The organism is Limimaricola variabilis (assembly GCF_034371605.1).
Taxonomy (GTDB): Bacteria; Pseudomonadota; Alphaproteobacteria; order Rhodobacterales; family Rhodobacteraceae; genus Limimaricola; species Limimaricola variabilis.
In genome coordinates this window covers 1,085,738-1,097,906 of record NZ_CP139691.1, presented here as the reverse complement: position 1 = coordinate 1,097,906, position 12,169 = coordinate 1,085,738, and the positions used below count along the sequence as shown (strand labels likewise).

Annotated in this window: 14 protein-coding genes; 12 read left to right on the top strand and 2 right to left on the bottom strand. The window is 69.1% G+C overall.

Features of this window, described 5'->3' with window-relative positions; all coding sequences use genetic code 11:
- Nucleotides 1-205: 205 nt before the first annotated feature.
- Genes T8T21_RS05380 through der form a run of 3 tightly spaced genes read left to right on the top strand, consistent with a single transcriptional unit; the run spans nucleotide 206 to nucleotide 3,741 of the window.
- Complete coding sequence (locus T8T21_RS05380) at nucleotides 206-880, top strand: tetratricopeptide repeat protein (RefSeq protein ID WP_322337095.1); 675 nt, start codon at nucleotides 206-208, stop codon at nucleotides 878-880.
- A gap of 56 nt (nucleotides 881-936) precedes the next feature.
- Nucleotides 937-2,241, top strand: coding sequence for a PQQ-like beta-propeller repeat protein (locus T8T21_RS05375; RefSeq protein WP_322337094.1), 1,305 nt, complete (start codon nucleotides 937-939; stop codon nucleotides 2,239-2,241).
- Nucleotides 2,242-2,289: 48 nt separating this feature from the next.
- A complete protein-coding gene (gene der, locus T8T21_RS05370; RefSeq protein ID WP_322337093.1) occupies nucleotides 2,290-3,741 on the top strand; it encodes a ribosome biogenesis GTPase Der in 1,452 nt (483 codons plus the stop codon).
- 28 nt (nucleotides 3,742-3,769) lie between these two features.
- On the opposite strand, the gene T8T21_RS05365 is transcribed toward der, so the two are convergent.
- Both T8T21_RS05365 and serS read right to left on the bottom strand, forming a co-directional pair.
- Nucleotides 3,770-4,471 (bottom strand): hypothetical protein, encoded by a 702-nt coding sequence (locus tag T8T21_RS05365; RefSeq protein ID WP_322337092.1) that lies wholly within the window; start codon nucleotides 4,469-4,471, stop codon nucleotides 3,770-3,772.
- 67 nt (nucleotides 4,472-4,538) lie between these two features.
- On the bottom strand, nucleotides 4,539-5,837 hold the full coding sequence (serS, locus tag T8T21_RS05360; RefSeq protein WP_322337091.1) for a serine--tRNA ligase: 1,299 nt from the start codon (nucleotides 5,835-5,837) through the stop codon (nucleotides 4,539-4,541).
- A 200-nt stretch (nucleotides 5,838-6,037) separates the two neighbouring features.
- Between serS and yajC the strand changes: the two genes are divergently transcribed.
- From yajC to T8T21_RS05315, 9 genes are read left to right on the top strand one after another with little or no spacing between them, the layout of a single operon-like run.
- The gene (gene yajC, locus T8T21_RS05355) at nucleotides 6,038-6,322 is read left to right on the top strand and encodes a preprotein translocase subunit YajC (RefSeq protein WP_183469628.1); all 285 of its coding nucleotides are present in this window, start codon (nucleotides 6,038-6,040) and stop codon (nucleotides 6,320-6,322) included.
- A 37-nt stretch (nucleotides 6,323-6,359) separates the two neighbouring features.
- The gene (secD, locus tag T8T21_RS05350; RefSeq protein ID WP_183469626.1) at nucleotides 6,360-8,024 is read left to right on the top strand and encodes a protein translocase subunit SecD; all 1,665 of its coding nucleotides are present in this window, start codon (nucleotides 6,360-6,362) and stop codon (nucleotides 8,022-8,024) included.
- A 1-nt stretch (nucleotide 8,025) separates the two neighbouring features.
- Nucleotides 8,026-8,997, top strand: coding sequence for a protein translocase subunit SecF (secF, locus tag T8T21_RS05345; protein WP_322337090.1), 972 nt, complete (start codon nucleotides 8,026-8,028; stop codon nucleotides 8,995-8,997).
- A 54-nt stretch (nucleotides 8,998-9,051) separates the two neighbouring features.
- Nucleotides 9,052-9,405: an Mth938-like domain-containing protein gene (locus T8T21_RS05340; RefSeq protein WP_322337089.1), complete on the top strand. Its 354-nt coding sequence runs from the start codon at nucleotides 9,052-9,054 to the stop codon at nucleotides 9,403-9,405.
- Nucleotides 9,402-10,022 carry a heme ABC exporter ATP-binding protein CcmA gene (gene ccmA, locus T8T21_RS05335; protein WP_322337457.1) on the top strand — a complete coding sequence of 207 codons (621 nt, stop codon included), beginning with the start codon at nucleotides 9,402-9,404 and terminating at the stop codon, nucleotides 10,020-10,022. The genes T8T21_RS05340 and ccmA overlap by 4 nt, the downstream gene beginning before the upstream one ends.
- Nucleotides 10,019-10,675, top strand: coding sequence for a heme exporter protein CcmB (gene ccmB, locus T8T21_RS05330; protein ID WP_322337088.1), 657 nt, complete (start codon nucleotides 10,019-10,021; stop codon nucleotides 10,673-10,675). The genes ccmA and ccmB overlap by 4 nt, the downstream gene beginning before the upstream one ends.
- A 46-nt stretch (nucleotides 10,676-10,721) precedes the next feature.
- Nucleotides 10,722-11,465 (top strand): heme ABC transporter permease, encoded by a 744-nt coding sequence (locus tag T8T21_RS05325; RefSeq protein ID WP_322337087.1) that lies wholly within the window; start codon nucleotides 10,722-10,724, stop codon nucleotides 11,463-11,465.
- Nucleotides 11,462-11,608, top strand: a complete 147-nt coding sequence (gene ccmD, locus T8T21_RS05320) for a heme exporter protein CcmD (RefSeq protein ID WP_322337086.1) — start codon at nucleotides 11,462-11,464, stop codon at nucleotides 11,606-11,608. Before T8T21_RS05325 ends, ccmD begins: the two co-directional genes overlap by 4 nt.
- Entirely contained in the window at nucleotides 11,601-12,137 is a 537-nt protein-coding gene (locus T8T21_RS05315) for a DsbE family thiol:disulfide interchange protein (RefSeq protein WP_322337085.1), read from the top strand. Before ccmD ends, T8T21_RS05315 begins: the two co-directional genes overlap by 8 nt.
- Nucleotides 12,138-12,169 lie beyond the last annotated feature (32 nt).

Here is a 12,169-nt window from a genome sequence, read left to right as displayed (position 1 = left end):
AACCGCCCGGTTCAGAATAGGCCGACATCCGCTTTCGCTCAATCGTCAAGCTTGACCCGCGACATGGCGCCACGGGAGCCGGCCGGCGGGTCTTGTCGCCCCGGTCGGGCTTGCGATAAGACGGGCCGGAACGAGAGCAGCCGCGGCGCCATGGGCGTTCGTACGAAGGACACAGCGCCACGGCGCAACCCGAGGGGAACCAGGCGTGAGCAATCCCGACAGCTTCATCGACGAAGTCAGCGAAGAGGTCCGGCGCGACCGGCTGTTCGGATATCTGCGCCGCTATGGCTGGATCGGCCTCGTCCTCGTGCTGCTGATCGTCGGCGGTGCTGCCGCCTGGGAATGGCGCCGCTCGCAGATCGAGGCGCAGGCGCAGGCCCGCGGCGATGCGCTGCGCGCGGCGCTGGCCGAGCCGGACACCGCGGCCCGGGTCGCGGCGCTCGAGCCGGTGGCCCAGGCCGAGCCGGGCGCCCCGGTGGCGGCGTTGGCGCTGGCCGCCGAGCAGCAGGCAGCCGGCGAAAGCGCGGCCGCCGTCGCGACGCTCGACGCGCTGGCGGGCCATGGCGAGACGCCAGAGATCTACCGCGACATCGCGGCGCTGAAATCGCTGCTGATCGACTCCGAGCGCACCGCCGAGGACCGGCTGATGGCGCTCGAGGCGCTGGCTTCGCCCGGCGCGCCGCTGCGCATGCTGGCGCTCGAGCAGATCGCGCTGGTCCGGCTGGAGCAGGGCGACACCGAGGCGGCTATCGAACAATTGCGCGCGATCGTCGAGGATGCCGAGGCAACTGCAGACTTGCGCGACCGCGCCACAAGCCTGATGGTCGCGCTGGGCGTGACGCCCGAGACGGCGGCCCGTCCGGTGGCCCCGAGCGAATGAACGACAAGCGGCCGGGACAGGTCGCGCAGCATAAACAACAGAGGCGAGGGGCAGCCATGCGTCGCAGCGGAGTCATCAAGGTGGGAGCGCTCGCGCTTCTCGCGGGTTGCAGCCAGCCCGACGAGATCCTGCCCGGCGCCCGCATCGGCGTCGCCCTTCCGGGTGCTGAACAGCAGGCGGGCGGCAGCGCCACGCCGCTGGCGCTCGCGGCACCGGTCGTCAACGCGGCCTGGCCGCAGCGCGGCGGCGAGGCCGATCGCGACATCGCCCACCCGGCGCTGTCGGGCACGCTGACCCCGCTGTTCCGCACCCCCATCGGTGCTGCCGAAACCCGTCGCATCCGCATCACCGCCGAGCCGGTCGTGGCCGGCGGCCGGGTGTTCGCCATGGACGCCGAAGCCGGCGTGACGGCACTCACCACCGGTGGCGCGCCGCTGTGGCACCGCGATCTCGTGCCCGCTGCCGACCGTCCCGGTCAGGCCTCGGGCGGCGGCCTCGCCACAGATGGCGCCCGGCTCTATGCGGTCACAGGCTTTGGAGAGCTGGTCGCGCTCGACGCGGCGACCGGTGCGCGGCTCTGGACCCAGGATCTGGGCGCACCGGGCGCCGGCGCCCCGGCGATCTCCGGCGACACGGTCTATGTCGTGGCCCGCAACGGCACCGGTCTCGCGATCGACGGGCAGAGCGGCAAGGTGAAGTGGCGCCTGAGAGGCGTCGAGGACGTGGCGCGCTACGATGGCGGCGCCGGTCCCTCCGTCACCGGTGATCTCGCCGTGTTCCCCTTCGCCTCCGGCGAGGTGGTCGGCGTCTTCCCGGAGGGCGGACGGCAGCGCTGGTCGGCGGTCGTCGCGGGCCGCAGGCCCGGCACGGCGGCCGCGCGGGCGGCGAGCGGGATCTCGGGCGATCCGGTGATCGAAGATGGCCGCGTCTATGCCGGCAACGCCTCCGGGCGTCTCTCGGCGCTCGACGATTTCACCGGTGAGACCATCTGGAGCGTTTCCGACGGTGCGATCGGCCCGGTCGTGCCGGCTGGCGGATCGCTGTTCTTCCTCAACGACGTGAACCAGCTGGTACGGGCCGACGCCGCGACCGGCGCCGCGATCTGGCGGGTCGACCTGCCCGAAGGCGAGCCCGGCGGCCTGCTGCGTCGCGGCACGCGCTTTGCCCATTACGGACCGTTGCTGGCCGGCGGCCGCCTGATCATTGCCGGCTCGGACGGTGCGCTGCGGCAGTTCGATCCGGTCTCGGGACAGCTGCTCGCCTCGGTGCCGCTGCCCGGCGGCGCGGCGGCGGCACCGGTGGTTGCCGGTGGCGTTCTCTACGTGACGACCTCCGACGGGGCGGTTGCCGCTTTCCGTTGACGCCGGTTCGGTGTATGGGGCCGTCTTCCGCACGCGAAAGACCCTAAGATGAGCTTCACCCTCGCCATCGTCGGACGGCCCAATGTCGGCAAGTCCACGTTGTTCAACCGCCTTGTCGGGCGCAAGCTGGCGTTGGTGGACGACCAGCCCGGCGTCACCCGCGACCTGCGGGAGGGGCCTGCGAAGCTTGGACCGCTGCGGTTCACGGTGATCGACACCGCCGGCCTCGAGGTCGCCACCGACGAAAGCCTGCAGGGCCGGATGCGGCGGCTGACCGAGCGCGCCGTCGACATGGCCGATGTCTGCCTGTTCATGATCGACGCGCGCGCGGGCGTTCTGCCCGCTGACGAGATCTTTGCCGATATCCTGCGCAAGCGGGCCAAGCACGTCATCCTCGCCGCCAACAAGGCCGAGGGGCGCGCGGGCGCGGGCGGACTGATCGAGGCTTATGCGCTGGGTCTGGGCGAGCCGATCGGCCTGTCCGCCGAGCATGGCGAGGGCATGAGCGACCTGCTCGCGCAGCTTCAGCCGCTGGCGGGCGAGTTCGAAGCCCGCGCCGAGGAAAGCGCGCCTGTCATGGACATCGACGTCGACGAAGAGGGCGAAACCGACGAGGACGCCCCCTTCGCGCCGACGCCAGAGCGGCCGCTCCAGGTCGCGGTGGTGGGCCGCCCGAATGCCGGCAAATCCACGCTGATCAACAAGATCCTCGGCGAGGAGCGTCTGCTCACGGGGCCCGAGGCCGGCATCACCCGCGACGCGATCTCGCTCGCGATCGACTGGAACGGCACGCCGTTCCGGATCTTCGACACCGCCGGCATGCGCAAGAAAGCGCGGGTGCAGGAAAAGCTCGAGAAGATGTCGGTCTCCGACGGCCTCAGGGCGGTCAAGTTCGCCGAGGTCGTGGTGGTGCTGCTCGACGTGGAGATCCCGTTCGAACAGCAGGACCTGCGCATCGCCGACCTCGCCGAGCGCGAGGGCCGTGCCGTGGTCATCGCCGTCAACAAGTGGGACCTTGAGGACGAGAAGCAGGACAAGCTGCGCGAACTCAAGGAAAGCTTCGAGCGGCTGCTGCCGCAGCTGCGCGGTGCACCGCTGGTGACCGTGTCGGCCAAGACCGGTCGCGGCCTCGAGCGACTGCACGATGCGATCCTGCGCGCGCACGAGGTCTGGAACCGCCGCGTTTCGACCGCGCAGCTAAACCGTTGGCTCGTCGGCATGCTGGAACAGCACCCGCCGCCGGCCCCCGGCGGTCGCCGGATCAAGATGCGCTACGCGACGCAGGTCAAGACGCGTCCGCCGGCCTTCGTGATCATGACGTCGCATCCCGATGCCGTACCCGAGAGCTATTCGCGCTATCTCGTCAACGGTTTGCGTGCTGATTTCGACATGCCGGGCACGCCGATCCGGCTTTATTTGCGCGATCAGGGCAAGGCGAACCCTTACAAGGGCCGCAAGAAGGCGCAGCCTTCGCGCCTCCGCAAGCACCTCAAGGATTGATCGAAGAGAGCGCCGCAAGGCGCTCTTTTCATTTGCGGATTCGAGCTAGTGCCAGCCCGCCGATCACGGCGGCGGCGCTCGCGAGTGCGACGAGTCCCGGCACCGTCAGGCCATTGGCCACGACGATCGCCAGAAGCGCCCATGCCACCGTCAGCCCGTATTCCGCCGCCTGCGGCCGACGCGACTGCACGAGGAGCGCCAGCAGCGTGGCGAGGATCACGCACAGGATCGCCCAGCCGGTCTGGCCCATGACCAGCCCGTATCCCGCCGCCGTCGAGCCGAGGCTGACGAAGCTCGCCGCTGACAGCCAGCCCGCGAAGATCCCGAATGGCACCCGGGCGAGCCAGACGTCGCGGCAGGGCGCGGCGAGAAAGGCACCGATCGCGCCCGCGGCCATGATGAAGATGGTGATCGTGGCCCAGATCGCGCTGGCATTGGCGATGGCGAGCCACGGCGTGCCGACGCCGAGCGCGACGAAGAGCGGCAGTCGCGCGCGATGCCAGTCATCGGCATGGGCCCGCTTCCAGACGCCATAGGCGGCGGAGACGATGAGCCACAGATAAATCAGTCCCCAGATCGCGAAGGCCCAGCCGGCGGGCTGCACCGGCGGGTCGATCTGCGGGATGGGGAGCTGGTCGGCGGTGAAGCCGGTGAAGGGCGAGGTGACCAGCGGCGCGGCCGCGAAGGCCAGTGACAGGGCGAGCACGGCCCAGGCGATGAGGGTTTTCATGATCCTACTACGCCTCGTGCCGCCCGGCGGTTCAACCGGGCGGCGCGGCATTCGTCACGCGCGACGTTCAGTCGCGGCTCAGTTCGCCCTCGGCGGTGAGCCGACCGCGGCCGCCCAGATAGGGGTGGAGCACCTCGGGAAGGGTGACCGAGCCATCCTCCTCCTGGCCGTTCTCCAGCACCGCGACGAGGGTGCGGCCCACGGCAAGGCCCGAGCCATTGAGCGTGTGCAGGAACTCGGGCTTGCCGCCGCCCTCGGGGCGGAAGCGGGCATTCATGCGCCGCGCCTGGTAGTCGCCGCAGGTCGAGACCGAGCTGATCTCGCGGTAGCGGTCCTGCCCGGGCAGCCAGACCTCGATATCGTAGGTCCGGCGCGCGCCTGCGCCCATGTCGCCCGCGCAGAGCAGCATGGTGCGATAGGGCAGGCCGAGCTTCTCGAGGATCGCCTCGGCGCAGCCCAGCATCCGCTTCTGCTCGGTATCCGACTCGTCGGGACGCGTGACGGAGACCATCTCGACCTTCTCGAACTGGTGCTGGCGCAGCATGCCTGAGGTGTCACGTCCGGCGCTGCCTGCCTCCGAGCGGAAGCACTGCGTGTCGGCCACGTAGCGGCGCGGCAGGTAGCTTTCCTCGACCATGCAGTCGGCCACGAGGTTGGTCAGCGTCACCTCGGCGGTGGGGATCAGCCACCAGCCGGTCGTGGTCTGGTAGCTGTCCTCGCCGAACTTCGGCAGCTGGCCGGTACCGATCATCGCCTCCTCGCGCACCAGCACGGGGGTCATGGTCTCAGTCAGGCCATGCTCGTCGACATGGGTGTCGAGCATGAACTGCGCCAGCGCCCGGTGGACCCGGGCAACGCAGCCCGACAGCACCACGAAGCGCGAGCCCGACAGCTTCGCCGCCACTTCGAAGTCCATGCCGCGCTGCACCGCGGGAAGCTCGTAGTGCTCCTTGGGCGCATAGTTGAACTGGCGCGGCGTGCCGTGACGTTTCACCTCGACATTGTCGTCCTCGTCGGCGCCGGCGGGCACGTCGTCGGCGGGCAGGTTGGGGATCGTCAGCAGCAGGTCGCGCAGTGCTGCGTCCTCGGCCTGCGCCTCCTCGTTCAGCCGGGCGATCTCGGCCTTCTTCTCCGCGACCAGCGCGCGCAGCCGTTCGAATTCGGCCTCGTCCCCGCGACCCTTGGCCGCGCCGACTTCCTTGGAGGCGCGATTTTGCTCGGCCTTGGCGGTCTCGGCGGCGTGGATCTTGGCCCGGCGGGCGTCATCGAGCGCCAGGATCCGCGACGAGACGCCGGACAGGCCCCGGCGGGCCAGGGCGGCGTCGAAGGCGTCGGGATTGTCGCGGATGGCGCGGATGTCGTGCATGATTTCGTCCGTTTCGGATTGGGTTTGTAGGGGCCGTGGCCCGCCCCCATATGCACCCGAAGCGACGCCGTTGTGAACCGCCAAACCGGTCCGACGGCCGCCCGCGCCGCGCGGTGGACAACCCACCATGCCGGCATTAGGGTGCCGCGACTTCAAAGGAGGGGGCCGAACGCGCCCCCGGACCGACACAAAGGACCGCCATGCAAGGCCTCGAATCTTTTATCCCGCTGATCCTGATCTTCGCGATCATGTGGTTCTTCCTGATCCGCCCGCAGCAGAAGAAGCTGAAGGAGCATCAGGCCATGGTCGCGGCGCTGCGCCGGGGCGACCAGGTGGTCACCCAGGGCGGTCTGATCGGCAAGGTCGTGAAGGTCCGCGACGAAAGCAACGAGATCGAGGTCGAGATCGCCCAGGGCGTGACCGTCCGCGTGGTTCGCTCGACCATCGCCACCGTGACCTCCAAGACCGAACCGGCCAAGGCCTGATCCCTTTGATCCGGCCCCGCGCCAGAGGACGACGACCATGATGCATATCCCCACCTGGCGCAGGGCCCTGATCTGGCTGGTCTGCCTGGGCGGGCTTCTCTTCGCCCTGCCGAACCTGTTCTACGACAGGGTCGAGCGGTCGAACGACGCCCGCGCCGTGATCGAAACGGGCCTGTCCGACGCCGAATTGCAGGCCGAGGCCGGGCTCTGGCCCGAATGGCTGCCCTCCGGGCTGGTCAATCTCGGCCTCGACCTGCGCGGCGGCGCGCATCTTCTGGCCGAGGTGCAGGTCGAAGAGGTTTACGCCGCGCGCATGGAAGCGATGTGGCCCGAAGTCCGCGACGCGCTGGCCGCGCAGCGCGACAAGGTGGGCTTCGTCACCCGCGAAGAGGGCGGCGATCCCTCCGAGCTGCGCGTGCGCATCTCCGAAGCCTCCGAGGCCGCGACCGCGCTCGAGATCGTGCGCGGACTCGCCACCCCGGTGGCGAGCCTGACCGGCGGCGGCGCCAACGACATCGACGTGCGCGCCGAAGGCCCCGAGATAATCGTCACGCTGAGCGAGGCCGAGCGCGCCGCCACCGACGACCGCACCATCCGCCAGGCGCTCGAGATCGTGCGCCGCCGGATCGACGAGGTCGGCACCCGCGAGCCCACCATCCAGCGCCAGGGCGAAGACCGCATCCTGATCGAGGTGCCGGGTGTGGGCTCGGCCGAGGAGGTCAAGGAGATCATCGGCACCACCGCGCAGCTGACCTTCCAGCCGGTCGTGTCGCGCACCTCCGACGCCAACGAGAACCCCGGCCCCAACAACGAGATCCTGCCCTCGCTTGACGAGCAGGGGGTGTATTACATCCTCGAGCGCAACCCGGTCGTCACCGGCGAGGAGCTGGTCGACGCCCAGCCCGCCTTCGACCAGAACGGGCGCCCGGCGGTGAACTTTCGCTTCAACCCGACCGGTGCGCGCGCCTTCGGCGACTACACCGCCGAGAACATCGGCTCGCCCTTCGCCATCGTGCTCGACGAGGAGGTGATCTCCGCCCCGGTCATCCAGAGCCACATTCCCGGCGGCTCGGGCATCATCACTGGCAACTTCACCGTCGAGGAATCGACCCAGCTTGCCGTGCTGCTGCGTGCTGGCGCGCTGCCGGCAGGGCTCGAGTTCCTCGAGGAGCGGACGATCGGGCCGGAGCTCGGCGCGGACAGCATCGAGGCGGGCAAGCTCGCCGCGATGGTCGGCGCGCTCGCCGTTATCGTCTTCATGATCCTGACCTATGGGCTGTTCGGCGTCTTCGCCACCGTGGCGCTGACCATCAACATGATCCTGATCTTCGCGGTGTTGTCGATCCTTGGCGCCACGCTAACGCTGCCGGGCATCGCCGGGATCGTGCTCACCATGGGCATGGCGGTCGATGCCAACGTGCTTGTCTACGAGCGCATCCGCGAAGAGCTCAAGACCGCGCGCGGGCCCGCCCGTGCCATCGATCTGGGCTATGAAAAGGCGCTATCGGCCATCCTCGACGGCAACGTGACCACGCTGATCACCGCGCTTATCCTGTTTCTCGTGGGCTCCGGCCCGGTGCGCGGCTTCGCCGTCACCCTCGGCCTCGGCATCCTCACCTCGGTCTTCACCGCGATCTTCGTGACGCGGCTGCTGATCGTGATGTGGTTCGAACGCCGCCGCCCCAAAACCATCGAGGTCTGACATGCGGCTGCGCATCGTACCCGACGACACCAAGATCGACTTCTTCCGAGCTGCCAAGATCACCTTCGGCGCCTCGGTGCTGGCGATGGTCGTCAGCATCATCGCCGCGCTGGTGCTGGGCCTCAACTTCGGCATCGACTTCCAGGGCGGCACCACCATCCGCACCGAAAGCGAGAGCGCCGTCGATGTCGGTGAGTACCGCAACGCCATCGCGCCGCTCGGTCTCGGCGACGTCATCATCACCGAGGTGTTCGACCCCTCCTTCGGCGATGACAAGAACGTGGCCTCGGTCCGCATCCAGGCCCAGGACGGCGCCGAGAGCGTCTCGGCCGAGACGATCGCCGCCGTCGAGGCGGCGCTGCAGGGCGTCGATCCGACCGTCAGCTTCCCGAGCGTCGAAAGCGTCGGGCCCAAGGTCTCGGGTGAGCTGATCCAATCTGCGATCTTCGCGGTGCTTGGATCGCTCGCGGCGATCCTGTTCTACATCTGGCTGCGCTTCGAATGGCAGTTCGCGGTCGGCGCCATCGCGGCGCTGGTCCATGACGTGACGCTGACCATCGGCATCTTCGCCGCCTTCCAGATCAAGTTCGACCTCGCGATCATCGCCGCGCTGCTTACCATCGTCGGCTACTCGATCAACGACACCGTCGTCGTTTTCGACCGGGCGCGCGAGAACCTGCGCAAGTACAAGACCATGCCGCTGCGCGACCTGCTCAATCTCTCGGCCAACGAGACGCTGAGCCGGACCGTGATGACCTCCGGCACCACGCTTCTGGCGCTTCTGGCGCTGCTGGTGCTGGGTGGCGACGTGATCCGTGGCTTCGTCTTCGCGATCTTCTGGGGCGTGATCGTCGGTACCTATTCCTCGATCTACGTCGCCAAGAACATCGTGCTGATGCTCGGCGTGAAGCGGGATTGGGACAAGAAGGACGACCCCAAGGCGGGGACGCAGTTCGCCAATATCGACGCGTGATCTTGCGGCCATGCCGGATCGGCATGGCCGGGAGCTGGTGAAGGAGAGGGCGCCATGCGGATGACCGAGATCGACTACGACGACTCGATGCCGATCGACGGCTACGGGCCGGGCTTTTTCCGGATCGGCGGGAAGGTGGTCGAAGGGGCGGTAACGCTCTCCCCGACCGGGCTCAAGAGCTGGGGCGGCTACGAGGATCTCGACGCCATCCTGACGCTGGTGGGCCGGGTCGACGTGCTCTTCGTGGGCACCGGCGCCGAGATCGCCCATGCGCCGCGCGCCTTCCGCGAGCGGCTGGAGGCGGAGGGTCTGGGCGTCGAGACAATGGCGACGCCGGCGGCTTGCCGCACCTACAACGTGCTCCTGTCGGAAGGACGGCGCGTCGCGGTCGCGCTGTTGCCGGTCTGAGCGACCTCGTCGTCACCGATCTCGCGGTCGAGCGCGGTGGCAGGCCGGTGCTCACCGGCGTGTCGTTCCGGCTTTCGCCGGGGCAGGGGCTGGTGCTGCGCGGCGCTAACGGGCTGGGCAAGACGACCCTGCTGCGCACCCTCGCCGGGCTGCAGCCGGCGCTCTCGGGCCGTATCGAGGGGGCGGGCGAACGGGCCGGCTATGCGAGCCATGCCGACGGCATCAAGCCTGCGCTGACCGTCGCCGAAACCCTGCGCTTCTGGGCCGACCTCTACCGGACCGATCTTCCCGAGGACGTGTTCGAGCTGTTCGATCTCGCCGATCTGCGCGACCGTCCCGCCGGCACGCTGTCGGCCGGGCAGGGGCGCAGGCTGGGCCTCGCCCGGCTCGCCGTGATCGGCCGGGAGGTTCTGCTTCTGGACGAGCCGACCGTTTCGCTCGACGCCTTCTCGGTGAAGCGCTTCGCGACCTTCCTGCGCGAGCATCACCTCGCGCGCGGCGGCATCGCCGTGATCGCCACCCATATCGACCTCGGCCTCGATCTGCCGGAGCTGGAGCTGGAGCCCCACCGCGCCGCGCCAGAGGCGCAGGGCGGCTCGGACGAGGCTTTCCTGTGAAGGCTCTTCTGAGGCGGGATCTGCGGCTTGCGGTGCGCGCCGGTGGTGGCTTCGGCCTCGGCCTCGCCTTCTTCCTGATCGTGGTCGTGCTGGTGCCCTTCGGGGTCGGGCCGGAGGCCGCGATTCTCGCCCGGATCGCGCCCGGCATGCTGTGGGTGGCGGCGCTGCTGGCGGCGTTGCTGTCGCTCGACCGGATCTTCGCACTCGATCACGAGGACGGCTCGCTGCCGCTCCTGGCGACCGCGCCGTTGCCGATGGAGATGCTGGCGCTTGCCAAGGCGCTGGCGCATTGGATCACTACCGGTCTGCCGCTGGTCGTCGCGGCGCCGGTGCTGGGCGTTCTGCTGCACCTGCCGGGACAGGCCATGCCGTGGCTGCTGCTGTCGCTGGCGATCGGCACCCCGGCCCTGTCGCTCATCGGCACCTTCGGCGCCGCGCTCACGGTGGGCCTGCGGCGCGGCGGGCTGCTTTTGTCCTTGATCGTGCTGCCGCTCTACGTGCCGGTGCTGATCTTCGGAGCGGAGGCCGCGCGGCGCGGGGCCGAGGGGCTGCCCGCCGCGACGCCGCTGCTGCTGCTCGCGGGCATCGGGCTGGGCTGTGTGGCGCTGCTGCCCTTCGCGACCGCCGCGGCGCTCAGGGTCACGCTGCGTTGAGACGCATGAGCATTGAGCCGTGGGCCGGGGAAGGATAGGAAAAGCCATGTCGATCTGGTCCTACGCCAATCCGAGGAAGTTCCTCGATACCACCGCCCCTTGGGTGCCATGGCTCATGTGGCTCTCGGCCCTCGTGCTGGCCGTGGGGCTCGTCTGGGGCTTCTTCTTCACGCCCGAGGCGGAGCGCTTCGGCTCGTCGGTGAAGATCATCTACCTGCATGTCCCCTCCGCACTGATGGCGATCAATGCATGGCTGATGATGCTGGTGGCCTCGCTGATCTGGCTGATCCGCCGTCACCACGTCTCGGCGCTGGCCGCGCGGGCGGCGGCGCCGGTGGGCATGGTGATGACGCTGATCGCGCTGGTCACCGGGGCGATCTGGGGTCAGCCGATGTGGGGCACTTGGTGGGCCTGGGACCCGCGGCTGACCTCCTTTCTCATCCTGTTCCTGTTCTACCTCGGCTACATCGCTCTCTGGGCCGCGATCCCCGATCCGGACGGCGCCGCCGACCTGACCTCGGTGCTCTGCCTCGTCGGCTCGGTCTTCGCGATCCTGTCGCGCTATGCGGTGAACTTCTGGAACCAGGGCCTGCACCAGGGCGCCTCGCTTTCCCTCGACAAGCAGGAGAACGTCGCCGACGTGTTCTGGATACCGCTGCTGGTCTGCATGGCGGGCTTCGTGCTGCTGTTCCTCGCGCTGGTGCTGCTGCGCACCGGCACCGAGATCCGCGCTCGCCGGATCGAGGCGCTGCGCAACCGGGCCCGCCGGACCGGGGCGGTGCGGGCATGATGGATCTGGGCAAATACGCCGCCGAGGTGATCTCGGCCTGGGGGATTAGCCTCGCGGCGCTGGCCGGGCTCGTCTGGTGGAGCGTCAGGCGGGACCGCCGGGTGCGGGCTGAACTCGAGAGGACGGAGCGCGACCATGGCTAGGATTTCGCCGCTGATGATCCTGCCCCCGGCAATCTTCGCTGCGCTGGCGGGGCTCTTTGCCGCGGGCATGCTGCGCGACAACCCCGACGAGCTGCCCTCGGCGCTGATCGGGCAGGAGGCGCCTACCACCGCGCTCGGGACGCTTCCGGGCAAGCCTGCCTTCGATCCCGCGATCCTCGCGGATGGTGAGGTCAAGCTGGTGAACTTCTGGGCCAGCTGGTGCGCGCCCTGCCGGGTCGAGCATCCCAACCTTGCCGCGCTCGCCGATGAGGGGCTGCCGATCTACGGCATCAACTACAAGGACGACGCGGAGAACGCCGGGGACTTCCTCGCGGAGCTGGGCGATTTCTATACCGCGGTCGGGACCGATGACGGGCCGGCGGCCCGGGATTGGGGCGTCTATGGCGTGCCGGAGACCTTCGTCGTCGACGGCGAAGGCCGGATCGTGGCGCGCATGGCCGGGCCGGTGACCCAGCGCGCCATTACCCAAAGGTTGCAGCCCGCACTGGACGAAGCTGCCTCTAGGTAAGCCTGAGCGCACATGGTAATTCTCCCCGCATT